This is a genomic window from Lolliginicoccus suaedae (assembly GCF_008312885.1).
GTDB lineage: Bacteria > Actinomycetota > Actinomycetes > Mycobacteriales > Mycobacteriaceae > Lolliginicoccus > Lolliginicoccus suaedae.
The window spans coordinates 208,949-233,091 of the sequence record NZ_VSSO01000005.1 but is presented as its reverse complement, the minus strand read 5'-3'; the positions used below and the strand labels follow the sequence as shown (position 1 = coordinate 233,091).

General features: G+C 67.5%; 17 protein-coding genes. 10 read left to right on the top strand and 7 right to left on the bottom strand.

Annotated elements, in window-relative coordinates; all coding sequences use genetic code 11:
* Nucleotides 1-213: 213 nt before the first annotated feature.
* The 3 genes from FXO18_RS14980 (at nucleotide 214) to FXO18_RS14970 (ending at nucleotide 2,764) form a co-directional block, all read left to right on the top strand.
* Nucleotides 214-1,188 (top strand): ATP-binding cassette domain-containing protein, encoded by a 975-nt coding sequence (locus FXO18_RS14980; RefSeq protein WP_149361933.1) that lies wholly within the window; start codon nucleotides 214-216, stop codon nucleotides 1,186-1,188.
* The gene (locus FXO18_RS14975) at nucleotides 1,185-1,988 is read left to right on the top strand and encodes an ABC transporter permease (RefSeq protein WP_149361932.1); all 804 of its coding nucleotides are present in this window, start codon (nucleotides 1,185-1,187) and stop codon (nucleotides 1,986-1,988) included. Before FXO18_RS14980 ends, FXO18_RS14975 begins: the two co-directional genes overlap by 4 nt.
* Before the next feature lie 119 nt (nucleotides 1,989-2,107).
* Nucleotides 2,108-2,764: a DUF5701 family protein gene (locus tag FXO18_RS14970; protein WP_149361931.1), complete on the top strand. Its 657-nt coding sequence runs from the start codon at nucleotides 2,108-2,110 to the stop codon at nucleotides 2,762-2,764.
* A gap of 70 nt (nucleotides 2,765-2,834) precedes the next feature.
* Here FXO18_RS14970 and puuE read toward each other — a convergent pair whose 3' ends face one another.
* The 4 genes from puuE to FXO18_RS14950 all read right to left on the bottom strand — a co-directional run bounded on the left by puuE (nucleotide 2,835) and on the right by FXO18_RS14950 (nucleotide 7,316).
* Nucleotides 2,835-3,749 carry an allantoinase PuuE gene (puuE, locus tag FXO18_RS14965; protein WP_149361930.1) on the bottom strand — a complete coding sequence of 305 codons (915 nt, stop codon included), beginning with the start codon at nucleotides 3,747-3,749 and terminating at the stop codon, nucleotides 2,835-2,837.
* Complete coding sequence (gene alc, locus FXO18_RS14960; RefSeq protein ID WP_149361929.1) at nucleotides 3,746-4,738, bottom strand: allantoicase; 993 nt, start codon at nucleotides 4,736-4,738, stop codon at nucleotides 3,746-3,748. Before alc ends, puuE begins: the two co-directional genes overlap by 4 nt.
* A 74-nt stretch (nucleotides 4,739-4,812) precedes the next feature.
* A complete protein-coding gene (locus FXO18_RS14955; RefSeq protein WP_149361928.1) occupies nucleotides 4,813-6,015 on the bottom strand; it encodes a DUF6986 family protein in 1,203 nt (400 codons plus the stop codon).
* A complete protein-coding gene (locus tag FXO18_RS14950) occupies nucleotides 6,012-7,316 on the bottom strand; it encodes a glycosyltransferase 87 family protein (RefSeq protein WP_187774385.1) in 1,305 nt (434 codons plus the stop codon). Before FXO18_RS14950 ends, FXO18_RS14955 begins: the two co-directional genes overlap by 4 nt.
* Before the next feature lie 128 nt (nucleotides 7,317-7,444).
* Here FXO18_RS14950 and FXO18_RS14945 point away from each other — a divergent pair, with 128 nt between their 5' ends.
* Nucleotides 7,445-8,233: a translation initiation factor gene (locus FXO18_RS14945; protein ID WP_149361926.1), complete on the top strand. Its 789-nt coding sequence runs from the start codon at nucleotides 7,445-7,447 to the stop codon at nucleotides 8,231-8,233.
* 203 nt (nucleotides 8,234-8,436) lie between these two features.
* On the opposite strand, the gene FXO18_RS14940 is transcribed toward FXO18_RS14945, so the two are convergent.
* Nucleotides 8,437-9,522, bottom strand: a complete 1,086-nt coding sequence (locus FXO18_RS14940; RefSeq protein WP_149361925.1) for an alpha/beta hydrolase — start codon at nucleotides 9,520-9,522, stop codon at nucleotides 8,437-8,439.
* A gap of 167 nt (nucleotides 9,523-9,689) precedes the next feature.
* On the opposite strand from FXO18_RS14940, the gene FXO18_RS14935 reads away from it, so the two are divergent.
* Together FXO18_RS14935 and FXO18_RS14930 are read left to right on the top strand one after the other, a co-directional pair.
* Nucleotides 9,690-11,072 carry a WS/DGAT/MGAT family O-acyltransferase gene (locus FXO18_RS14935; RefSeq protein WP_149361924.1) on the top strand — a complete coding sequence of 461 codons (1,383 nt, stop codon included), beginning with the start codon at nucleotides 9,690-9,692 and terminating at the stop codon, nucleotides 11,070-11,072.
* 171 nt (nucleotides 11,073-11,243) lie between these two features.
* The gene (locus FXO18_RS14930; RefSeq protein WP_235900703.1) at nucleotides 11,244-12,365 is read left to right on the top strand and encodes an acyltransferase family protein; all 1,122 of its coding nucleotides are present in this window, start codon (nucleotides 11,244-11,246) and stop codon (nucleotides 12,363-12,365) included.
* A gap of 61 nt (nucleotides 12,366-12,426) precedes the next feature.
* Here the strand turns inward: FXO18_RS14930 and FXO18_RS14925 are convergent, their stop codons facing one another.
* A complete protein-coding gene (locus FXO18_RS14925; RefSeq protein WP_149361922.1) occupies nucleotides 12,427-14,388 on the bottom strand; it encodes a M13 family metallopeptidase in 1,962 nt (653 codons plus the stop codon).
* Nucleotides 14,389-14,499: 111 nt separating this feature from the next.
* On the opposite strand from FXO18_RS14925, the gene FXO18_RS14920 reads away from it, so the two are divergent.
* A complete protein-coding gene (locus FXO18_RS14920; protein ID WP_149361921.1) occupies nucleotides 14,500-15,069 on the top strand; it encodes an Rv2732c family membrane protein in 570 nt (189 codons plus the stop codon).
* A 132-nt stretch (nucleotides 15,070-15,201) separates the two neighbouring features.
* Here FXO18_RS14920 and FXO18_RS14915 read toward each other — a convergent pair whose 3' ends face one another.
* Nucleotides 15,202-16,131 (bottom strand): mechanosensitive ion channel domain-containing protein, encoded by a 930-nt coding sequence (locus tag FXO18_RS14915; protein ID WP_149361920.1) that lies wholly within the window; start codon nucleotides 16,129-16,131, stop codon nucleotides 15,202-15,204.
* A 240-nt stretch (nucleotides 16,132-16,371) separates the two neighbouring features.
* Here FXO18_RS14915 and FXO18_RS14910 point away from each other — a divergent pair, with 240 nt between their 5' ends.
* The 3 genes from FXO18_RS14910 (at nucleotide 16,372) to FXO18_RS14900 (ending at nucleotide 24,124) form a co-directional block, all read left to right on the top strand.
* Entirely contained in the window at nucleotides 16,372-17,019 is a 648-nt protein-coding gene (locus FXO18_RS14910) for an OB-fold-containig protein (RefSeq protein WP_149361919.1), read from the top strand.
* A gap of 80 nt (nucleotides 17,020-17,099) precedes the next feature.
* Nucleotides 17,100-19,100, top strand: coding sequence for a flotillin family protein (locus FXO18_RS14905; protein WP_149361918.1), 2,001 nt, complete (start codon nucleotides 17,100-17,102; stop codon nucleotides 19,098-19,100).
* Nucleotides 19,097-24,124, top strand: a complete 5,028-nt coding sequence (locus FXO18_RS14900; RefSeq protein WP_149361917.1) for a DNA repair ATPase — start codon at nucleotides 19,097-19,099, stop codon at nucleotides 24,122-24,124. Before FXO18_RS14905 ends, FXO18_RS14900 begins: the two co-directional genes overlap by 4 nt.
* The last annotated feature ends 19 nt before the right edge of the window (nucleotides 24,125-24,143 follow it).

The following is a 24,143-nucleotide window of genomic DNA, read 5'->3' as shown; positions in this document are numbered from 1 at the left end:
CACATGTGAACAAGCGGGAGGGGCGGTCGCCAGCAGGCGACCGCCCCTCCCGCCATTTGCCGTTCGCCCCTCTATCCGCACCATTGGTGAACCAACAGTGTCGATAGAGCCACAGCTTGCCCCATACCGGACAGGCTGCAGAAAATCGCTCGAAACTGTCACACCCCGCTGGCAAAGTGATGCTCATACATCACCCGCGGGGAAGGCAACACTGTGAGCAACGCGATCGTCGCGGAGGGGCTGGTCAAGACATACGGCAGCCTCCGGGCACTCAACGGATTGAGCCTGGAAGTGCCTGAGGGCACGGTCATGGGCCTGCTCGGCCCCAATGGAGCAGGCAAGACAACCGCCGTTCGAGTACTGACCACGCTCCTGCGCCCGGATGAAGGACGTGCAACCGTGCACGGCCTCGATGTCGTCAAGGACGCGGCAGCCCTGAAGTCGCATATCGGCGCATCAGGCCAGTACGCGGCCGTGGACGAATACCTGACTGGCTTCGAGAACCTCGAAATGGTGGGCCGCCTCTACCACCTCGGAGCGAAGCGGGCGAAGGCCCGGGCACGAGAGCTCCTCGAGCAGTTTGACCTCACCGAAGCGGCCAACCGACCAGTCAAGGGGTACTCCGGCGGCATGCGTCGCCGACTGGACCTCGCCGGTGCCCTTGTCGCAGATCCGCCGGTCCTGTTTCTCGATGAACCAACCACTGGGCTAGACCCTCGCGCCAGGCTCGGTCTCTGGGACGTCATCAGCGAGCTCGTCGCTGGGGGCACAACATTGCTGCTCACCACCCAGTACCTCGAGGAAGCAGACAGGCTCGCCGACAAGATCGCGGTCATTGACCACGGCACTGTCATCGCGCAGGGCACGGCCGACCAGCTCAAGGATCAGATCGGCGGTGAACGGGTCGAACTGATCGTTTCCGACGAGGCTGAATGGGCAACGGCCCACCGTGTGCTCGATACCTATGCGCCCGGGCAGGTTCGCGCGAACCGAGCGACCAGGACGATCAGCGTTGCCGTCAGCGGGGGAGCGGACGCGCTCATCGAAGTGGTGGGCCTGCTCACCGAGCAGAATGTCACGCTCCGCGATGTGGGCCTCCGTCGCCCGACTCTCGACGATGTCTTTCTCGCCCTGACCGGCCACGAAGCCGAGGCCGAAGCAAATAATGCCCAAGGGGAATCGAAGTGAATACCTTCACCCTTGCCGTCACGGACGGCATCACCATCGCCAAGCGCAACCTCATCAAGGTCAAGCGAGTACCAGACCTGATCGTGTTCACCGCGCTCTCACCGATCATGTTCGTGCTCGTGTTCGCGTACATCTTCGGCTCGGTCATCGACCTGCCCGGCATCTCCTACCGCGAGTTCCTCATCGCCGGCATCTTCACCCAGACCGTGATCTTTGGCTCCACCTGGACCGGGCTGGGCATGGCCGAGGACATGCAAAAGGGGATCATCGACCGGTTCCGATCACTGCCGATGTCACCATCAGCAGTACTCGTCGGACGAACCACCAGTGACGTGGCGATCAACGTCATCAGCCTGTTCGTGATGTCGATGACCGGACTCCTCGTGGGATGGCGCATCCGCACATCGGTCCTCGATGCGCTGCTCGGCTTCCTGATCCTGTTGCTGTTCGCCTATGCGTTGTCCTGGGTCATGGCCGTGGTGGGGCTGTGGATCCGCACTCCCGAGGTATTCAACAATGCCTCGTTCATCGTGATCTTCCCGATCACCTTCATCGCGAACACCTTTGTGCCCAGCGACAGCCTTCCCAGTGTGCTGCGCGTGATCGCGGAATGGAATCCGGTGTCCGCCGTCACGCAAGCAACGCGCGAGCTGTTCGGCAATACCCACCCGGACATGCCAGCGCCGGAGGCGTGGCCATTGCAGAATCCTGTGCTTGCCAGCCTCGCGTGGACTGCGATCATCCTGGTCATCTTCGTGCCGTTCGCCATCCATCGGTACCAGAAGGCCGTCAGCCGGTAGGCGCGATCACTGTTCGGCTGGGCACTGGGAGAATCCCACGGCCCCGCCGTCGGAAACCTGAGGCCGCAGCAGTTCGTTAGGGCTCCGCAGCCAGTCCCCGACGTGAGGAGAAACGTGCCATGAGCACAGATGCACCTAGCGTGGCACCACTGACCGGAGGCGGGATCGCCAGCGAATACCGCCGCCAGGTGGATAACCTCCAGCGGCTAGGTCTGCTGAGCGCCGATGCGCCCACCGACCTCCTCGACCAGCTCCTGCAGCACCCCGCGCTCGCGGGCAGCACGGAACCGGTGACTGCCGATCCCGCTCTGGTCCCGTTCGTGCTCGTGCCCCACCCCCGGATTCATCAACCGAGCAGCATGGCCCCGTTCCTCATCCTTGGAAAGCAGCACGGGTTCGTCTCCGCCGATACCGCTGACATCGATGAGTTCGCGCCGATCGCGACGCTCCAGCAACCCACCGCTGACGTCTACGCCGTGATCAACGTTGACCGGGGTGATGCGACCCGCAACCTCACCCCGGATGAGGCCATGGCCCAGTTCGCGCCCGAGGGACGCAGTCCACTCACCATCAGCGAGGGCATCGCCTACTTGCTCCACTACCCGCACGCGCTGCGCAAGAACCACTGCTTCCAGACGGCTGGGTCCCGGCGCGAGGACCGCCGCGTCCCCGGCATCTGGATCAGCAACCGCGCCCCGAAGATCGGTTTCTGTTGGGCTGGGAACCGCCACACCTGGCTCGGCATCGCCTCGGCCATGGACCGCGTGCCCGCGTAGGCGCCTATCCGGCAGCCGAAGCGAGCTGCCGCCGCGGGAGCCCGAAAGCACGGCCCACTCACTACGGCCATCACGGCGCGGGATGCAGCAGCCGCCAATGCTCGGCGATATCGATGCGCCGGGTGATCCACACATGCTCGTAGGACTGGATGTGATCGAGGAACCGCTCGAGCGCCGCCGCCCGCGACGGACGGCCAACGATGCGGCAGTGCAAGCCCACCGACATCATTGACGGGCGCCCCTCCAGGCCCTCCCGGTACAGCACATCGAACGCATCCCGGAGGTGATGGAAGAACTCGTCGCCGTTCGCGAAGCCCGCGGGGGAGGAGAACCGCATGTCATTGGTCTCCAACGTGTAGGGGACCACCAGATGCTGGTGCACCGTGCCCCCGGCCTCGACGGGAGCCCAGTACGGCAGGTCGTCGGCGTAGGAATCGGCGTCATAGGCGAAGTCGCCGTGCTCGACCACGAGGCGGCGCGTGCGCGGCGAGTCCCGCCCGGTGTACCAGCCAAGCGGGGCCGCGCCGGTGATATCCCGCAGGATCGCCACGGCTTCCGCCATGTGTGCCCGCTCCGTTGCCTCGTCGACGTCCTGGTAGCTGATCCAGCGCAGGCCATGGCACGCGATCTCATGGCCGAGCTCGCCGAACGCGGCCGCGGCCTCCGGATTGCGCTGCAGGGCGCGCGCGACGGCGAACACCGTGAGGGGCAGGCCGCGCCGCTCGAAGATCCGCAGCACCCGCCACACTCCCGCGCGGGAACCATACTCATACAGCGATTCCATGCTCATGTGCCGGTCCGGGAACGCCACGGCGGGCACGATGTCGGACAGGAAGGTCTCGGAAGCGGCATCCCCATCGAGGACGCTGTTTTCGCCACCCTCCTCGTAGTTGAGGACGAACTGCACCGCGACGCGGGCGTTGCCGGGCCACCTCGGATCGGGTGGAGTGCGGCCATAGCCGACAAGGTCGCGCGGATAGCTCACTGCCCGCCACCTTCCGCTGGAGTGCCCCAGGCACGCAGCCGGCTCATGCCGCCATCGGGGAAGATGTCGAGCCGCAGATCGGTCACCACGGCGTCGACCGCCACGGGAAATCGATGCCGCGTATCCGGCTGGAGCGCCGTTCGAGGCAGGAGTTCGAGCCACTCGTCGTTGCCCGATCGTCCGCGGACCCGGGCTGAACCTGGCGCATTGTGCAGGAAGCATGTGGTGTCGAGCTCCAGCATGGTCAGCTTGCCGCTGGTGCCGAGACGGATCTCCACCCAGTCATTGTGCGCCTCCCAGTCGCTGGTGCCGAAGCGCCGCCGGGCAGTTTCCCACCCATCGCCCATGATGTGCGCGAACCCGGGCATGAGCAGGTTGTTCGGCGAGCTGTAGAACAGGTTGGAGCAATCGGTGACGTGTCCGCCATTCTCGATAGCCGCGAGATCCACAGCACCAGGGGGGCGCAGCGCGGGGTCGGGGCGGGCGATGCCGTGGACCCGCATGCGCGCGACCCCGCCGTCGGGATGCATGGTCAGCCGGACATGCGTGACGGTCCGGTGGTCGTCCACCACGAACGGGTTGAGGGTGTCGCCCTCCACGCTGCGGCGCGGCACGAGCGGGAACCAGTCGGCACTGGCATTCAACCCGCCAGCATCGGGGTATCCGTCGATGCGGGCTCCCTCGACCGAGATCTCGGGGGGAAAGTTGCCGGTGAACCATGCGGTATCCACGATCACGCCGTGCACGATGCCGGGCGCCCCGAGCCGCACGATCGCATGATCGGAACCGGGGGAGCGTCGGCGACGCGTCTCCCACCCGTCATAGACCTGCCCCTTGTGGCCGAACGTCGCCGCGGAATGCTGGGGCGCCCCGGGGCGGATGAGGTTCTCCTTCTCGGCGAAGGACTCGTCGCTCGCCCACACCACCGCACCTCCGAGCAACCGGGCCGCGAGGTCGGGGAGGCGGGTAAAGGGTGGGGGAGTGGTCACCGCTCCAACCTACTGCGGCCACGTTTCACCGGCGTGAAATCGGGCCCCGGGGCTTGCCTTGCGCGGGCGGGAGATCAGGGCAGCACGCGCGCGGCGAGGCTCTCGAGCGTGGCGCGGGTGCACGGGGGCGCGAGCGCCACCACATCGGCCTCATGGAACGCACCGGCCTCGAGGCCGCGCAGCACGATGGTGGCGAGCGCTTGCGCGGTGGCTGGCTCGTCGATCACCTCGCTGGTCCCACGTTGCAGGTAGGTGCCCAACCGGGGCGCTGCGATGCGCAGGGAATCCCGGTAGAACCGGTAGGTCGCTGCCCAGCGCGTGATGAGATGCCCGGGGTGCATGTCCCAGCCCTGGTAGTAGCCACCGGCAAGGGACCGTGATACCAGCCGGAAGTGCAGATCCAGCGCGCTGGCCTGCTGGGTGGCGCTGCCGGCCGGAACGATATTGGTGGAGCCATCGCACACCCACACCCCGGTCTGGGCGGCCGCCGCGAGCATCACGGCCTTGGCGTGATCAGCGACAGGATGCTCCAGGGTCTGGTGCTGCGGGGCGATTCCGCAGGCCGCGCTGTAGTCGAAGGTGCCATAGTGCAATCCAGTGAGGCGCGGGCCCGCGGCGTGGATGGCGCGTGCCACCGGGATCGTCCCATCGGCGGCGATGATGGCCTGGGGGGACTCGATCTGTAGCTCGAAGCGCAACTCTCCCTCGGCGAGGCCATGCGCGTCCTCGAAGTGCTCGCAGATTGCGACGATCGCCGGGACCTGGTCGTGGTGCCGCAGCTTGGGAACGGTGAGCACGAAACCAGCAGGCACGCCGCCCGCGGAGTCGAGCACGAGCTCCACGGTGCGCAGCATTCGAGCCCGCTCATGGGCCGCGAGGCCTTTCGCGCGGATGCCCACGCCGCGAGGCCGGTCCGCGCTTCCGGCGAGAAGCTCGCCCACCGCGCGGGCATGCGCATCCTCGGTGGCATCGGTGCGCCAGCCGTAGCCGTCCTCGAAGTCGTAGCGGAGGTCAGCGATGGGATCGTTGCGGAGGCGCTCGGCCACCCCGTCGAGGACATCGGCCCCCGCGAGCCCGGCAAGATGGTCGCGATGCTGGTCGAGCAGCTCGCGAGCGCGGCTACCCCAGGTGGTGACCGTTCCGGCGGCGGCGTCGGATGCCGCTACATACACGGTGTGCGGGGGCTGGCCCGGGCTGAGCACTGCGGGGTACCTCGCGGAGAGGAACTCATCCACGGGATCGAGCAGCGAGGCCAGGCGGGCGGCGAGAGGCTTCACGCATCCACCTTGTCGCGTGATGCTTGCGCTCGATCAGGCGGGGTGGTGGCGGGGCCGCGTCGCGGGGCCAGGACCAGGATGGTGACGACGGTGACGACCACGAAGACGAGGGGGAACACCGCGCGCAGCAGGATGACCAGCGCGGGATCCGGGGGCAGCAGCATGAAGGTGCCGATGGCGTAGAACACCCCGCCTGGCTGCAGCGGGTCGATGAAGGTCTGCACCCAGCTGATCGCGGGGATGGCCGCCGCCACCGGCAGGAGCCACGCGATGAGCCGGTGCCGCGAGATCGCGGCGTAGTGGCTGAGCGCGATGATCAGCGGCACGAACCACACCCAGTGGTGCCCCCAGGAGAACGGGGAGATCGTGGCCGCGGTGAGGCCCGCGATGGTGCCGGCGAGGAGTTCCTGCCCCGCGCGGTACGCCAGCCACATGGCGGCCAGCCCCAGGGCGAGGGCGAGCAGCGACAAGGATCCGACCGCCCACAGCGGTGGCTCGGCCGTGTGCATCAGATGGGTGAGCGCGCCGGTGATCGACTGGTTGGACGGGGCGTTGACCGCTCCGATCCGCTCGGACTCGAACAGGGTGCCGCGCCAGAAGCGCAGCGAGTCTCGCGGAATGACCAGTCCAGCGATGAGGATCGTTGCAGCGATGGTGCTGGCCGCGGTGACCAGAGCGCGCCACTGCCGCGTGATCGCGAGGTACACGAGGAAGAAGCCAGGCGTCAGCTTGATGCCGGCCGCGAGACCCATGCCGATGCCGCGCAGCTTGCTGCCCCTGGCGCGCGAGAGATCCCACACGACCAGGAGGAGCAGGATGAGGTTGATCTGCCCGTACCAGATGGTCGTGCGCACTGGTTCGAGCAGCGTCGCGATGACCATCATGGGCACTGCCGAGGCGAGCAGGGCCGCGCCGACCCGGTAGCCCAGGGCCTTCCACGAGAGCACGATCGTCGCGTACAGGGCCAGTGCCGAGAGCACGGTCCAGGTGACCTCGAGAGCGGTGTCCCCCAGGCCCGCGATGGCGGTGAAGAGGATCGCGGCGAACGGTGGATAGGTGAACGCCATGCGCCAGTACACCGGGCCCTCGTAGACGGCACGGTCCTCGAGCACCGCGAGGCCGCCCCCGGCATAGACATGCACATCGAGCATGTTTCTGAACAGCCCCCAGTGCTCGGTGCTGATCGGCACCACGCGGATGTGGAACCACACGGTCGCGATCGCGCCTGCCAGCAGGGCTGCATGGATCCACCATCGCGGCGCGAACTCCCGCGGTGGCGCGACCCGTCCCCCCACGTGCATGATCCCCCTCCTTGATCCCCGCCAGACGCGTACAGCCTGACGCGTATTGCTGTGTGAAAGATAGCGCGCCATTGTGACAAACCTAGGCCCCTGCCGCTACGACACGGAAAATTCCGGAGAATAGGGGCATGACTACCTCTCGAACCGGACAAACCCACCTGACCGACAATGACCTGCGGGAACTCCGCGAGCTCCAGGAAGAAGGCAAGCGCGCGACGGTCTACCTCCGCGAACCGATCGCCGGGCTCGGGCTCGATGAGGGCGCCTCGGCGCGGGTCCTCTCCATCGAGGGGAGCAGCCTCATAGTCAAGCCCACCGGTGTCAATGACGAGATCCCGTTCGAGGCGCACGAGCTGCGACGCACCCGCGCGGCGCCGCAGCCGGCCAAGCGCGCGCCACGGAAGAAGGCGGCTGCTACGGCGGGCAGGCCGCCCGCGCCGAAGGGTGCGGGGCTGGGTGCGCCTGGGCCCGGCGTCGAGGTGCCCGCGACCAAGCCGCCCGCACCCAAGCCTCCGGCGGCACCGAAGCCTGCGCCAACAGCGGGCAAGCCGCCCGCGGGCTCGTCAGCAGGCCCCGCCAAGCCATCGTCCCCCCGTGCCGCGAGCGACCGGACCGCACCAGGGACGTCCGGCAAGCCGCGTGGCAAATCCGCCGAGTGCGCCATCACCCTGCGCGCGGACGAGGAGGGCGCCTGGTCGATCGAGGTCGACCGGCCGGGCGGGCTGTCGCTGAAGCGATCGACCATCACGCCCGATGCAGTGCTGCGCGCGATCCAGCAGCTCGATCACCCCGGTGCTCTCCGTGCGGCGCAGGCCGCCCTGAACGCCGCCCGGAAAGCGGCCGAGCAGCGCGTGGCCGAGCTGCGGAAAGAGCTTGCCGAGGCCGAGTCCGCGCTCGAGTCGCTCAAGGCCGACTAGCAGGGCGCGGCGGCGGCGAGGGCGGGCTCGGCTAGACGGCTGCGAACGGGAGGCGCTCAGGCCTCACATGGCCAAAAGCACTGGAAATCGGCAAACGCGATAGAAACTCCACCCATTCCAGAGCGGCTTCTATCGCGTTTGCGGCGAGGGACGGCCAGCGACCCGCGAGGAACAGCCAGCGGTCCCGGCCTCGAGCCCCAGGGTCAGGCGAGCGCGCCCGTCGCGCGGCCGCCCCGCACGGGAACGACATCCTGGACGAAGCGGCCGATCTCGTTGATGGCGCGGGCTGCTTCGGGCACGAGGCCCGCGGCCGCCTGGAACACATGCACCTGGCGGTCCCACACTTGTAGCTGGCAGGGCACGCCGTGGTGGGCGAGCCGCTCGGCCATCATCTCGGAATCAGGGAATAGCAGCTCGGAGGAGCTGACCTGCAGGAGCGTGGGAGGCAGGCCGCTGAGGTCGCTGTCGATCGGGCACACCCGCGGACCTGGCGCGCCGTCGATGAGCAGGCGTTGCTCGATGCGGTTGGCGTACTCGGTGAAGACGCTCATGACATCGGCGGAGAAAAGAGCGCAGGTCTTGGAGTTGGGGTGCGCCATCTTGGAGGCAGGGTTGAGATTGGTCAGCGGAGCGAGGCCGACGATCCCGGCGGGCACCGGTATGCCCTGGGCGCGCAGGGCGAGGGCGACCATGAAGGCCAGGTAGCCGCCCGCGGAGTCGCCGCCGATGACGATCTGCTCGGGCCGGTAGCCGCGGCGCAGCAGCCAGCGGTAGGCATGCAGGCCGTCGGCGACGGAGTCGTTGATGGTGTAGCGCGGCAGCATGCGGTAGTCAACGCTGAGGACCGGGGTGCGCGCGGAGGCGGAGATCAGGGACACGAGCCGCCGGTGGGTGCGCAGGCCGCAGGTGACGAACGCGCCTCCGTGCAGGTAGAGCATCACGCGATGGGGGTGGGTCTCCTGGCCGCGGACCCATTCGGCCTTGCAATGGGGGAGCTGGACGGGGCGGTAGCGGGTGCCGGGCACATCGGGGAGGACCGTGCCCGCGAGCTCCACCGCGCCAGTGGGCCAGGGCAAGTGGGGCCATTTGGCCCATACGCGGAGCAGTGGCTTGACGGTATAGCGCAGCGTGTTGGCGAGGATCTGGGATTGCAGGCTCGCGCCGAAGTAGTTCTCGCGGGTGATCGGCGCTGGCTGGGACAGCGAGAGAGCGGCGGCGCCATGCGCTCCACCGGTCGCGCTGTTGCCTACGGAGTGCAGCGTCCTGATGTGATGCGTGTCATGTGGCATCGTGTCGCCTTCCCGCTTGGGCTATGCAGGGCCTGTCTGGCAGTACTCTATAACTGGTATCGGTGATTTCCGTCACTTTGTTACGCAGTTGTTTCCATAGGGTTTCCTGGGGCTTCAGCGTAATGTGAGGTTCACCACGGGGTAGGTCAGCGAACGGGAGGAAGCTGATGGGTTTGATGGCGCCGCAGGATCTGATGTTCCTCGCGATCGAGAGCCGCGAGCATCCGATGCATGTGGGTGGCCTCGAGCTCTTCTCTCCTCCGGAGGGCGCGGGCCCGGAGTTCGTGCGGCAGCAATACCAGAAGCTCATCGACTGCCCGGACGTCGGCGTGAAGTTCCGCCGCCGCCCCGGCACTCCCTTCAACACCCCGCGCAACCTCCTGTGGGCCACCGACGAGGAGATCGACCTCGACTACCACGTGCAGCTCTCCGCGCTGCCGCAGCCTGGCCGCATCCGTGAGCTGTTCTCCATGACGTCGCGGTGGCACAGCTCGCTGCTCGACCGGCACCGGCCACTGTGGGAGATGCAGGTGGTCGAGGGGCTCGACGATGGCCGCTTCGCCGTCTACACCAAGGTCCACCACGCCCTGATCGACGGGGTCACCGCGCTGCGGACCCTGCAGTCCGTGCTCTCGGACGATCCCTCGTTCACTGATTGCCCCGCCCCGTTCGCTGCGCGGCCGCGCCGGGCGATCGAGGGCAAGCGGTCCCGGCTCAACCCGCTCGGCCTTGCGAGGTCCGGGGCCGGCCTGATGGGCGACGTCGCCGGGGGAGTGCCAGCGGCTGCCCGCATCGGTTGGCAGGCACTGCGGGAGCGTGACATGGTGCTGCCCCTGCGTGCTCCCCGGACGATGCTGAACGTGCCCATCGGCGGGGCGCGGAGGTTCGCGGCGCAGTCCTGGTCGATGGACCGGATCATGGCCATCCGCAAGGCCGCCGGTTGCACCATGAACGACGTCATCCTCGTCATGTGCGGCGGCGCGCTGCGCGATTACCTGCTCAGCCAGGACGCGCTGCCCGATGAGTCCTTGATCGCGATGGTCCCGGTGTCGTTGCACTCGATGGTGGAGGGCGAGGGCGGCGGAAACGCGGTCACTGCGGTGCTCGCGAGCCTCGGGACACACCTCGACGACCCACTCGACCGTCTCGAGTGCGTCACGAATTCCATGCAGCAGGCCAAGCGCGCGCTCACCGGCCTCAGTCCCATGCAGGCGATGGCAATGGGGGCATTCATGGTCTCGCCCCTCGCGCTCGCGCCCGTCCCGGGATACGTCTCCCACTCCCGGCCTGCTTTCAACATCGTCATCTCGAACGTGCCCGGGCCACGAAAGCCCCTGTACTGGGATGGTGCGCGCCTCGACGGCATCTATCCCCTCTCGATCGCCATGGACGGGCTGGCGCTCAACATCACGCTCACGAGCAACGCGGATACGCTCGATATCGGCATCGTGGGATGCCGCAAGGCTGTGCCGCACTTGCAGCGGCTCCTGACGTTCCTCGATGACTCTCTCATCGCGCTGGAGAAACAACTCGGTATCGACAGCGCATAGCTGCGGGGATGGCCTGCTGATCGCTGCTGCGGGGTGGTTCCCATAGCGGCCGATTACCCGTACTCTTCTTAGGAAGACCCTGTCGCGTTTTCAGCTGATTCTCAGCAAGTTCGCAGTGGTCGTTCATCTTCCTCAATCATCAGTCCCGGGGAGCAGTCCACGATGCGCGCAATGCCACATGACCCGACCGCGCCAGGCACGCACGACCTCGCGCAGCTAGCGCCCGCTCCGATGACCAGCCCGGTCCCGGAGGCTGTCAGCGCGGCCACGCCCAAGCGGTCCGCGCGGCGACGCATCGAATGGGTCGACATCGCCAAGGGCACGAGCATCATCCTCGTGGTCATCCTGCATTCGGCGAACCTTCTCGTCTCCAAGGGCCTCGCTCCCGAGGTCTGGTACACGATCAACAGCTACCTGCAGCCCGTCCGCATGCCCCTGTTCTTCGTCGCCTCCGGACTGTTCGCGCAAGGCATGGTCGCGATGGCCTGGCCGCGGATGCTGCGCAGTCGCATCGCCCACCTGATGTACCTCTACACCCTGTGGCTGGTGATCTTCCTCGGCGTCCACAACGTGCTGCCCAGCGATGTGCGCCACGAGGGCTACGCGAGCTGGATGAACGTCGTGGGCGGCCTGTACATGCCCAACAGTGCCCTCTGGTTCATCTACGGGCTCGCCGTCTTCGCCGTCGCAGCCAAGGCGATGACCCGCCTGCCGCTGTGGGTTCAGCTCGGAGCGGCGGTCGCGCTGAACGTCTACTCCCAGTACCAGCCCGTGGTGAGCTGGTCCTGGAACAATCTCGCCGAGTACTTCATCTACTTCCTGCTCGGCCTGCATGCCCGCAGCCTCATCATCACTGTCAGCCGCCGCACGGCGCTGCCGTGGATCGCTGCATCCATCGCTGCCTACGCCGCGATGTACTCCATGCTCGCTGATGCTGATGCTGGCGCCCAGGGGCTCACCATCGTTCTCACCACTTTCGGGCTCGCGGCGGGCGTGCTCGTCTCGGCCGCCGTGGTGGGTACTCCGGTAGGCGAGGTCCTCAACAAGGTTGGTCGCACCACGCTGCCCGTCTACCTGATGCTGGACATGTTCATCGCGCTGCTCGGCTATGTCGTGATCAAGCTGTCGATCATCAATGAGCTGCTCGTGGTGCAGGCGATCGCCCCGCTCGCTGTCGCGGCAGGCACCGTCGTGCTGGCGCTCTACGCGCACAAGATCCTGCTCGCGCTGCGCCTGAACTGGCTGTTCGAGCTCCCGCCACGGCTTCGCGGCACCGCGATCCGCAAGCCCTGAGCAGCGGCTGGCGGCCAGGCCCCTTCTCGGGACCTGGCCGCCATGCTTCCAGCCCTTGGGGCTACGCCCAGATCTTGACGCGCTGCTCCTCGGGCAGGAACAACTCATCGCCATCCCGCACGTCGAACGCGTCGTAGAACTCATCGAGGTTGCGCACCACGCCATTGCACCGGAACTCGGGCGGGGAATGCGGATCAGTGGCCAGGCGCCGCTCGGCCTCCTCGTTGCGGACCTTCGCTCGCCACACCTGCGCCCAGCCCAGGAAAACGCGTTGCAGCCCGGTGAGCCCGTCGATCACGGGGGCCTCCTCGCCGTCGAGGGAGATCTCGTAGGCCTTGAGCGCGATGCCCAGCCCACCGAGGTCGCCGATGTTCTCGCCGATGGTGAACTCGCCGTTGACGTTCTTCCCCGGCAACGCCTTGGGCTCGAACCGGTTGTACTGGTCGATGAGCATGGCGGCGCGCTCGCTGAACTCGGCGCGGTCCTGCTCGGTCCACCAGTTGACGAGGTTGCCGTCGCCGTCGTACTTGGAGCCCTGGTCGTCGAATCCGTGACCGATCTCGTGCCCGATGACAGCCCCGATGCCGCCGTAGTTGGCGGCGTCATCAGCGTCGGCGTCGAAGAACGGGGGCTGCAGGATCGCGGCGGGGAAGACGATCTCGTTCATCCCCGGGTTGTAGTAGGCGTTGACGGTCTGCGGCGTCATGAACCACTCGCCCCGGTCCACCGGCCCACCGAGCTTGGCGAGCTCGCGATCATTCTCGGCGGCCGAGCCGCGGCGCACATTGCCGTAGAGATCCGTCGGGTCGATAGCGACGTCGGAGTAGTCGCGCCAGGCATCGGGGTAGCCGATCTTCGGCGTGAACTTGCCCAGCTTCTCCAGCGCCTTGTCGCGCGTGCCGGGGCTCATCCACGGCAAGGTCGAGATGGATCGCCGGTACGCCTCGATGAGGTTGGCGACCAGTTCCTCCATCCGGGCCTTGGAGCGGGGCGGGAAGTGCCGCTCGACGTAGAGCTTGCCCACGGCCTCGCCCAGCAGGTGCTCGACGAGCGAGACGCCGCGCTTCCAGCGCTCGCGGATGACCTCGGCGCCGCTCATGACGGTGCCGTGGAAATCGAAGTTGGCCTGGACGATCTCCTCGCCGAGGTAAGGCGCGCGCGTGTTGATGACGCGCCAGCACATCCACGCCTTCCACGCATCCAGTGGCTCGGACTGCCACAGCGAGGACAGCGTCGCGAGGAAGTCCGGCTGGCGGACCACGGTCTCGGCGAACTGCTCGGGCGTGCCGCCGATGCCAGTGATCCAGTCTGCCCAGGGGAACGCCGGGGCGGTGGCGCGCAGCTCGTCGAGGCTCACCAGGTTGTAGGACAGCTCCGCGTCGCGCCGCTTGACGACATCCCAGTGCCCGGCCGCGAGCTTGGTCTCCATGCCCAGCACTAGATCAGCGTCCACTCCGGCGCCGGTGAGGGAGATCATGCGCGCGATGTGGTCGCGGTACTTCGCGCGCAGCTCCGCGTACTGCTCGTCGCGGTAGTAGGACTCATCGGGCAGCCCGATGCCCGACTGGGTGAGGTACGGAAGGTAGCGGTCGCTGCGCTTGGCGTCGGTGTTGATGTAGAAGCCGATGGCGCCGCCCGTGCCGTCGCGCTGCAGCCGCCCCATGATGCCCGCGAGCTCGTCGATCGAGGCAGCCGACTGCACCAGGGAGAGCTCCTCTTGCAGTGGGGCCACGCCCGCCTGCTCGATCCGCGTGGTGTCCATGAAGCTGGTGTAGAGGTCGCCGATGCGTTGTGCATCCGTGCCCGCCGTTGCCCCGGCGTCGGCTGCTTCCTCGATGATCGCGCGGACGTTCCCTTCCGCCTCGTCGAACAAGGTGCGAAAAGCACCGTCGAGTGCTCTGTCGGCGGGGATCTCGTGCTCGGCGAGCCACTTGCCGTTGACGTGCTCGAACAGGTCATCCTGGGGGCGGGTGGACTCATCGCGGTGGGCGAGGTCGATCCCGGAGTTCACTTCGGTAGTCACCCCACCATCTATACCCGCGCGCACCGACGAACGGGGAGGCGTTCGTTGCCGCGATGGGGCGCGTGGGGCACGATCAAGGTGTGGAGCGGATCGAACGAGGGACGATGCCCCGTGCCCGATGACCTGGGGCCGGATGACACTGGGCCGGATGACCCAGGGCCGGACAACACTGGGCCGGATGACCTCGAGGCGTTCCGTCGCGATCTCGCCGATATCGAGCACCGGGTGCAGCGCGAGTTCGGCACCGGCGGGCGCACGGGCCGCATCCTCCTAGCGGTGGCAGGCCTGGTGGTGGCGATGCTGATGCCGCTGACCGGCTCGGCCCGCGCCTGGACGATCCTCTCGAGCGGTATTGGTGACGATGAGCTCGGCAGCGTCTTCATGCGCGTGTTCATCGTCCTGGCTCTGGCCGGGGGAATCGCGGGCTCCCTGCTCGCTCTCCTCACCAGGCGGTGGGCGGTGGCGTGGGCGACGATGTTCTCCCAGGGGCTCGGCGTGCTGTTCGGCATGTTCGCCTTGTGGGCCGAATCCACGGCCCATCCCCATGCCCGCACCCCCGCCCTCGCGCTGTACGTGGCGTTCGCGCTCACCGTCGTGCTTGCCTACCAGTGGATCCGGGTGGTGACGAACAAGGAGAACATCCTGCCACCCGTGCGCCGCTACCCGGAGCAGGATTCGTAGCTGGTTTCGGCGGTTTCGGGCTTCCCGGCCTGGGCGCGAGTGTGCGAAGAACGACAGGTGTGAGCACTGGAGCAGTCGTTTTTCGCACACTCGCGGTCGGCCTCCGTCGGCAGGCGCCCGGCACGCACCCCCTCAGCGGCCAGGCCCAGCGGTCGCTACCTCGATGCCGTGCTCCGCGAGACCATCGAGCACATCGCTGGTGATGGCGCTGGTGATAGCCCGTACTCCCCGGATCGGCGTGACGAACCGGACTGCCATCTCCAGGCAATCAGTGCCGATCCGGGAATACACGGTCGGCTCGGTATTGGTGTCCTCGAGGAGGAATCGCCCCCGCATCCGCAGCAGGGAGCGCTGCACGCCCCCGGGATCGGTCACGGCATGGCGGGACGCGGCCTCGCGCAGAACCCTCGCCACGGTTTCGCGGTCCACATCGTGGCGCAGCGGAATGCTGATCTCCTCCCAGAGGTAAGGGAACTCGCGGCTGTAGTTGAACACGGGCCGGTCGAAGATCTCGCTGTTCGCGACAGTGACGATGCGTCCGGTGTACTGGCGCGAATGCACCCAGGACTCGCTGGCGGACCCGCGCGCGGTCGGCGGCTGGCCCATCTCCATGACCGTGGTGCGGAGGAACCCGAGGCGCACGACGTCGCCCCGCACGCCTCCCATGGTGATCCGGTCGCCCACCGAGAACGTCGCCCCGCGCAGGATCACGAAGTACGCCGCGAGCGAGGTGATCACCTTCTGCAGCGCGAACGCCAGCCCGGCGGTGATGAGTCCGATCATCACGCCGAGGTCGGTTCCCGGGGTCGCCCAGATCGAGACCAGGCCAATAGCCAGGATGATGGTCGTGATCAGGAGGATCGTTTGCCGCTTCCAGAAGCGACCGCGCCGGCTCGCACCAGGGATGGCACGGTCGGCCAGGGCGATCACGATGCGACGGAGGAGCAGCACCACCGCGATGAGCAGCAGGCTGAAGGCGACCTTCACCAGGGTGGTGCTGTTCACCCCGACCAGGGTCACGCCGAAGATCTCGATGGACTCGCGCGAGAATTCCACACCCACGCCGCAACCCTAGCGCGTGCAGCGTTGTGCCCGGCGAGTGTGCGAAGAACGACAGCGGTGAGCACCCCGGCTGTCGTTCTTCGCACACGCGCGGGGAGTGCGCCTCAGCCGGAGTACCTTCCGGTTGTGCGGTCACCGGGGCTGTGGAACGATCCTCGGCAGGGAGCTGTACGCGATATAGCAACTGGACGATCGGCAATGGTCATGCGCGGGGGGAGCCAGCGCAGGGGAGGAGCGCTCGTGGGTGGTCTGGTCGACGCTGCTCTCGGCTTCCCCGCCGTCATTTTCACGTTTGCTCTGCTCGTCGTCCTCGCCTACTGGGTGCTCGTCCTGGTTGGCGGCGCAGCGCTGGACATGCTCGATGGCGATGCGGACGTCGATGTGAGCCCCGATGACTCGGGGATCCTCAAGTCCTTGGGCCTCGAGGGCGTGCCTCTGACAATCCTGCTGTCGCTGTTCGTGCTCGCGGCATGGTTCGCGAGCATCGTCGGCGTCGTGGTCCTGGAGTCGCTCGGTACCGGCGGTCTGCTCGGAGGATTGGCACTGCTCGTCATCCTCGTGGGCGCCGCGCTGATCGGGCTCGTCGTGGCCAGGGTTGGGGCGGCACCGCTGCGCCGGATCTTCCACCACGCGGCAGCTCCGAGCCGCTCGGATTTCGTGGGCAAGCTGTGCGTGGTCCGCACGAGCACCGTAGCCCCGGACTTCGGGCAGGCCGAGATCACCTCGAAGGATGGCTCGACCGCCGTCATCCAGGTGCGCCAGACCGCCGAGCATGCCGCGGGCGGCGAGCTGCGCTCCGGCAGCACCGCGTTGATCTACGACTATGACATCGACGGCGAGTTCTTCTGGGTATGCCCGGTGGATCCCTCGCTCGGTCACTACACCTGACGCTAGGTCTTCCAGCTAGATCTTCCAGATTATCGCGACGCCCGGCCGGGGGTCGCCGAGAGATGAAATGAGGGCAGTCCGTGGATGTGATCGCCACCAGCCTGGGCGTGGTTATCGCCATAGTTCTCGTCATCCTGCTCGCGGTGGCCTTCATGGTCACCCGCCTCTACAAGAAGGTGCCGCAGGGCAGCGCCCTCATCATCTCCAAGCTGCGCACCGTGGAGGTCACCTTCACCGGTGCGGTGGTCCTGCCGATCCTGCACAAGGCCGAGACGATGGACATCTCGGTCAAGACGATCGAGATCGAGCGGGTCGGTCATGACGGCCTGATCTGCCGCGACAACATCCGCGCCGATATCCGCATCACCTTCTTCGTGCGGGTCAACAAGACCGCCGAGGACGTCATCAAGGTCGCCCAGGCCATCGGCACCGAGCGTGCCAGCGACCAGACGACGATGCAGACGCTGTTCAACGCGAAGTTCTCCGAGGGGCTCAAGACCGTCGGCAAGCACCTCGACTTCGTGGATCTCTACACCAAGCGCGACGAGTTTCGCGACCAGATCATCCGCGTCATCGGCACCGACCTCAACGGCTACAGCCTCGAGGACGCGGCCATCGACTACCTCGAGCAGACACCGATGTCGCAGCTCGACTCGAAGAACATCCTTGATGCGCAGGGCATCCGCAAGATCACCGAGCTCACCGCCATCGAGAACATCGGCACCAACGACTACCGGCGCAACGAGGAGAAGGAGATCAAGCGCCAGGACGTCGAGGCGCGCGAGGCTATTCTCGAGCTCGAGCGGCAGCAGGCAGATGCCGAGGCCAAGCAGCAGCGCGAGGTCGAGACCGCGCGGATGCGCGAGGTCGCCGAGACGCAGCGCGTGCAGGCCGAGGAGCGGCTCAAGGCCGAGACCGCCCGTATCCGCACCGACGAGAACGTAGGCGTGCAGGAGCAGAACCAGCAGCGCGAGATCGCCGTGGCGGAGAAGAACCGCGAGCGCGTCATCGCTGTCGAGTCCGAGCGCATCGAGAAGGACCGCCTCCTCGAGGTCATCAACCGCGAGCGCGAGACCGAGCTGCAGCGCATCGCCAAGGACCGCGAGGTCGAGACGGAGCGGCGCAGCGTCTCCGAAGCCGTCCGCGAGCGCGTGGCCGTCGACAAGACCGTTGCCGAGCAGGAGGAGAGCATCAACCGCCTGCGTGCCGTCGAGGCCGCGGAGCGTGATCGCCAGGCGATCATCATCCGGGCCGAGGCCGAGGCGCAGCAGGACCTCGTCAAGGACATCAAGGCTGCCGAGGCCGCGGAGGCCGCCGCGAAGCACAGGGCGAAGGAACGACTCACCCTCGCCGAAGCGGCCCAGCAGGCCGCGGAGCTCGACGCCCGGGCAAAGATCCGGCTCGCCGAGGGTATGCAGGCCGAGTCCGCCGCGACGGGCCTCGCCGACGTGCAGGTCCGCGAGCGCGCTGCGGAGGTCATCGAGAAGGAAGGGCGCGCCCAGGCCCAGGTCGATCGCGAGAAGGCCCTCGCTGCGGCGGAAGGCATGCGCGAGAAGATGCGCGCCGAGTCCGAGGGCCTCACCGAGAAGGCCGACGCCATGTCGAAGCTCGATGCCGCCACCCGCGAGCACGAGGAGTACCGGCTGCGCCTCGAGATGGAGAAGGACATCCGACTCGCCAGCATCGACGTGCAACGCCAGGTCGCCGAGCAGCAGGCAGCCGTGCTCGTGGCGGGGCTCAAGGAAGCAGATATCAGCATCGTCGGTGGCGAGAGCGTCTTCTTCGACCGGCTCCTCGGCTCCATCGCCATGGGCAAGAGCGTGGACGGCTTCGTCGAGCATTCCGAGGTCGCGCGCACGCTCGGGGGCGACTGGCTCGACGGTTCCCAGAGCTTCAGCGATGATCTCGCCAACGCGATCGCCGGAGCCGGCACCGAGGACGTCAAGAACCTGACCGTCTCGGCGCTGCTGATGCGATTGATCAAGGCTGGCGGACCGCAGGCTGGCCAGTTCGAGCAGCTCCTCTCCGGAGCCCGCAAGCTTGGCATCGCTGACGCTGCCCTCGCTCCCAAGCAGCCATGACACCGCCGCAGGACCACGCTGGCACGGGGGCAGCGAGCACGGCCCGCGGCGAATCAGGCCAGGATGCGCTCGACGCGGGCACCTACGAGGTCCTGCGCGCCCGGCTCGTCGAGCATTCCGGCGAGCTCGCCCGCCGCGCCGAGCAGCTCAACGCCCGCCGGGTGGAAACATTCGGCGGCACCGAGATCGCCCTGCTCGGCAGCGAGCGCATCCGCACGGAGAACAACTGCGTCCCCCGCGACATCGTTGCCGTGCCGCTCAAGGGCGACCTGCATGGCGGGATCATGCTGTTCGGCTACAACGTGTTCATCGGGCTGAAGTCCGAGACCGCGGTATCCGACGTGTTCGCGCTGCACCGATTCGCCCGCGACGGCGATTCCTTCACCTTCTCCGATGCCAGCGGGGAACTGCCGGGCCTGCTCGACGATCCCGCGTTCCTGCGGCACTTCTCCGAGCTGTACCGCTACTACCGCGAGACGCGGCTACTGCAACTGCGCCGCACCGACACCAAGCTGCTTGCCATCTTCCAGACCGGCGCCCGCACCGAGGACATCAAGGTGCTGCGCTGGCGGATCAACGCCGATGGAAGCCTCGCCTACCAGGACAACCGGGGCGAGCGCGACCACCAGTTCCCGCCCCAGCATGACTTCGAATGGGTCGAGACCACCCGCGCTGATCACGTCCTTGGTCGGCACCCGCACATCTCCATCCTCGACACGGTGTTCGTCGAGACCGTCGGCGGGCACCTCACCATCAAGGTCGAGGACAACACCGAGACCGGGGAGGGTATCTACCAGGAGCCCGTCGACGAGCCGCTGCAGAGCCTCGCCGACGCGGACGTCCACTACGCCCAGGTCGGTCCGCTCATCCTGCTCAAGATCAAGCCGTACAACGAGACGACGTGGCGCTACCTGGTGTTCAACACGCGCACCCAGGGCATCTCCCGGCTCGATGGCATCGGCCAGGCGTGCCGACGGTTGCCCGAGGATCACGGCATCATCTTCCCTGGCGGCTACTACCTCGCCACCGGCGTTTCCCGCACCTTCGACACCGACACCGCTGATCTCGAGTACGAGCGCATCATCCGCTCCAGCAACGGCGAGGACGTTCTCTTCGTCTTCCACGCCCGCAGCGAGGGCCGGACCCTGTTGCTGTCCTACAACGTGATCCGCAAGGAAGTCGCCACGCCGCTGCCGTGCCACGGCTACTCGCTTTTCAACGACGGCACCCTCGTTGTGTTCCGAGCTGGATCCGACGAGCCCACCCGCGTGCACCCCATGCAGGTGTGGAGCACGCCCTTCCAGTCCGACGAGTACGCCGCCGCCCAGCCCGTCGGCAACGGCCCCCTCGAGCGCATCGGCAACGCGGAGCTCGTGCGCGGCATCTCCGACGCGCTGTCGCTGGCCCGCATGGTCACCGAGATGGCGCCCGCCACCGCAGTGTTCGAAGCGATCATCGCGGCGTGCGGCCGTGCCACCGACCACTACCACTGGCTCGACGACACTGAGCTGGGCTTGCTCGGCGAGCCCATCGGGCAGGTCCGTGCCACCGCTGAGCGGGTGCTCGACGAGTTCGAGAAGGTCACCGCCCTCACTGCGCAGGCGAGCAAGGCGGTCGAGGAATCCGCCACACGCATCGCCAGCCTCATCCGCATGAGCCGCGGCAGCGCCCCACGCACCGCGGACGCCTGGGTGACCCTGCTGTCGGACCTGCGGCACGAGCAAGGACACCTCGTCACCCTGCGCGACATGCGCCACGTGGACACCGCCCGGCTCGACCAGCTCGACGCCGACCTGCGCGACGCCCTCGACGAATCCGGCCAGCGAGCCGTCGACTTCTTCAGCCGCGACGACGCATTCGCAGCATTCCACCGCGAGATCAACGAGCTCATCGAGCAAGCCAGCACCCTTGCCTCCGTCGCTGAGGCGCGGCCTATCACCGAGCGGCTCGCCACCCAGTCCGATGGGCTGCAAGTAGTCACCCGCATCGTTTCCTCCCTCGACGTGGGCGATGCCGTGGTGCGCACCCGCATCCTCGAGAGCATCAGCGAGGTGCTCGCCGCGGTCAACCGGGCCCGCGCCACCGTCGAGGCCCGCCGCAAGCAGCTCCTCGACCAGGAGGGCCGCGCCGAGTTCGCCGCCGAGTTCGGGCTCCTCGGACAGGCCATCACCGGTGCTCTCGCCGCCGCCACCACCCCCGACACCTGCGACGAGCAGCTCGGTCGGCTCATGCTGCAGCTCGAGAACCTCGAATCACGGTTCAGCGAGTTCGATGACTTCCTCGACGAGCTCTCCCGCAAGCGCGAGGATGTCTACGAGGCCTTCTCCTCGCGCAAGCAGACCCTCCTCGACGAGCGCTCCCGCCGCGCCGACCGCCTCGTCGACTCCGCGCAGCGCATCCTCGGCTCCGTCACCAAGCGTGTCGCCGGGATGGACAGCGTCGACGACATCAACACCTACTTCGCGTCCGATCCCATGGTCGCCAAGCTGCGCGCCCTCGGCACCGAGCTGCGCGAGCTCGGCGACACGGTGCGCGCCGAGGAGATCGACGGCCGCATCAAGGCAGCACGGCAGGAAGCCGGACGATCCCTGCTCGACCGCCAGGACCTCTACGGCGCCGGTGGCGACACCATCCGCCTCGGACGGCACCAGTTCGCCATCAATACCCAGGCCACCGATCTCACACTGGTGCCGCGCACTGTCGACGGCGACACGCGCATGGCGTTCGCGATCACCGCCACCGACTACCGCGACGACATCACCGATCCCGGATTCGCCAGCACGCGCCCCTACTGGGACCAGTTGCTCGTCTCCGAGACCACCGACGTCTACCGCGCCGAGTACCTCGCGGCGTCGCTGTTGCTCGAAGCCGAGGCCAACGGCACCATCGATGCCCTTCGTGAGGAGGCAGCCACCGGCAAGGACCTCGACCAACGAGTGCGCAGAGCGGCCGAGGCGCGCTACGACGAAGGCTACGAGCGTGGCGTCCACGACCACGACGCCACCCGCGTCCTCGCCGAGCTGCTGCGCCTGCACGCCGGCGCCGGACTGCTCCGCTACCCCGCTGCGGCACGAGCCGCTGCGCAACTGTTCTGGGCCCACCTCGGCGACGCGCGCGACGATGCACCAGCGGCCCAGCAGGCCTGGACCGTGCGCGCCGCCTCGCTGGCCCGCGCCCGCGCCGCCTTCGGCTCGACGCCCGCGCTCACCGCGCTCACCGCGGAACTCGCCACCGCCATCTCCGGATTCCACGCCACGCTCGGCCTGCCGCTGGGCAACGGGGACGATCCGCAGCTCGCCACCCTCGCCGGCGAATACCTCATGGAGGAGCTCGCCCACGGCAACGCCCGGTTCGTCGCCAGCGCGGGCGCCCGCACCCTGCTCGACCGCTTCCAGCGTGCCCTCGGCGGCACGGTCGCGAAGTCGCGGCAGGACTACGACACCGACCTCCGCGCCCTCGAGGACGATGTTTCAGCGCGGCGCCAGCTCGTGGAGGCATGGCTCGCCGCCTATCTCGCCACTAGCGAGACCGCCGAGAACCACGCCGACCTGGACGAGGCCATCGCGATGGAGACCACGGGAGCTCGCCTCGAGCGCTACGAGTCATCCGCCGATCTCGCCGCGACCGCCGCCCCCATGCTCGGCTCGCACCCCCGCATCCGGGATCGTGCGCTGAGCCTTCGCCTCGACGAGGTGCTCGCCCGCATCCGCGACCACCAGGCCCGTCGCGTCCCCGGTTTCCGAGGTTTCCAGCAGCAACGCAACCAGCTCATCGCCACCGAGCGGCACCGCCTGCGTCTCGACGAGTACAAGCCCACCGTCATGAGCGGATTCGTCCGAAACCGGCTCCTCGACGACGCCTACTTGCCGCTGATCGGTGACAACCTCGCCAAGCAGCTCGGCACCACCGGCGACGACCGCCGTACCGACCAATCCGGGCTGCTCCTGCTCATCTCGCCTCCCGGCTACGGCAAGACCACCCTCATGGAATACGTGGCGAACCGGCTCGGTCTCGTATTCGTCAAGGTCAATGGCCCCGCGCTCGGGCATCACGTGACCTCCGTCGACCCTGCCGAAGCGCCTAACGCCACCGCCCGCCAAGAGGTCGAGAAGATCAACTTCGCCCTTGAGATGGGCAACAACGTGCTGCTCTACCTCGACGACATCCAGCACACCAACCCCGAGCTGCTACAGAAGTTCATCTCCCTCTGTGACGCGCAGCGTCGCATGGAAGGCGTCTGGAACGGCCGCACCCGCACCTACGACATGCGTGGCAAGCGGTTCGCCGTCTGCATGGCCGGCAACCCCTACACCGAGCAGGGCAAGCGCTTCCGCATCCCCGACATGCTCGCCAACCGGGCTGACGTATGGAACCTTGGTGACGTGCTCTCCGGCAAGGAGCACCTCTTCGGACTGTCCTACATCGAGAACGCGCTGACCTCCAACCCCGTCCTCGCCCCGCTCGCAGCACGGGAGCGCACCGACCTCGACCTGCTCGTACGTCTCGCCAGCGACGACACAACCGCCCGGCCCGACCAGCTCCACCACCCCTACTCGGCCGCCGAGCTCGACGACGTGCTGTCCGTCCTCCGCAAGATGCTGCACGTCCAGCGCACCCTCCTCGCGGTCAACCAGGCCTACATCGCCTCCGCCGCCACCGCGGAGAGCAACCGCACCGAACCGCCATTCCAGCTGCAGGGCTCCTACCGCAACATGACCAAGCTCGCTGGGCGCATCGCCCCCGTCATGAACACCGAGGAGCTCGAGAACGTCATCGACGACCACTACCTCGGCGAGGCCCAGACCCTCACCTCCGGGGCCGAGGCCAACCTCCTCAAGCTCGCCGAGCTACGCGGGCGGCTCACCCCCGAGCAACAACAACGCTGGGTCGACGTCAAGGCAGGCCACCTGCGCGCCCAGGCGCTCGGCGGCGCCGAGGATGACCCCATTGCCCGAGCGGTCGGCGCTGTAGGGCTCCTCGCCGATCGCGTCGGCGGGATCGAAGCGGCCCTGCGCGAGAAGTAGCAGGGGGCCGATCCGCCGT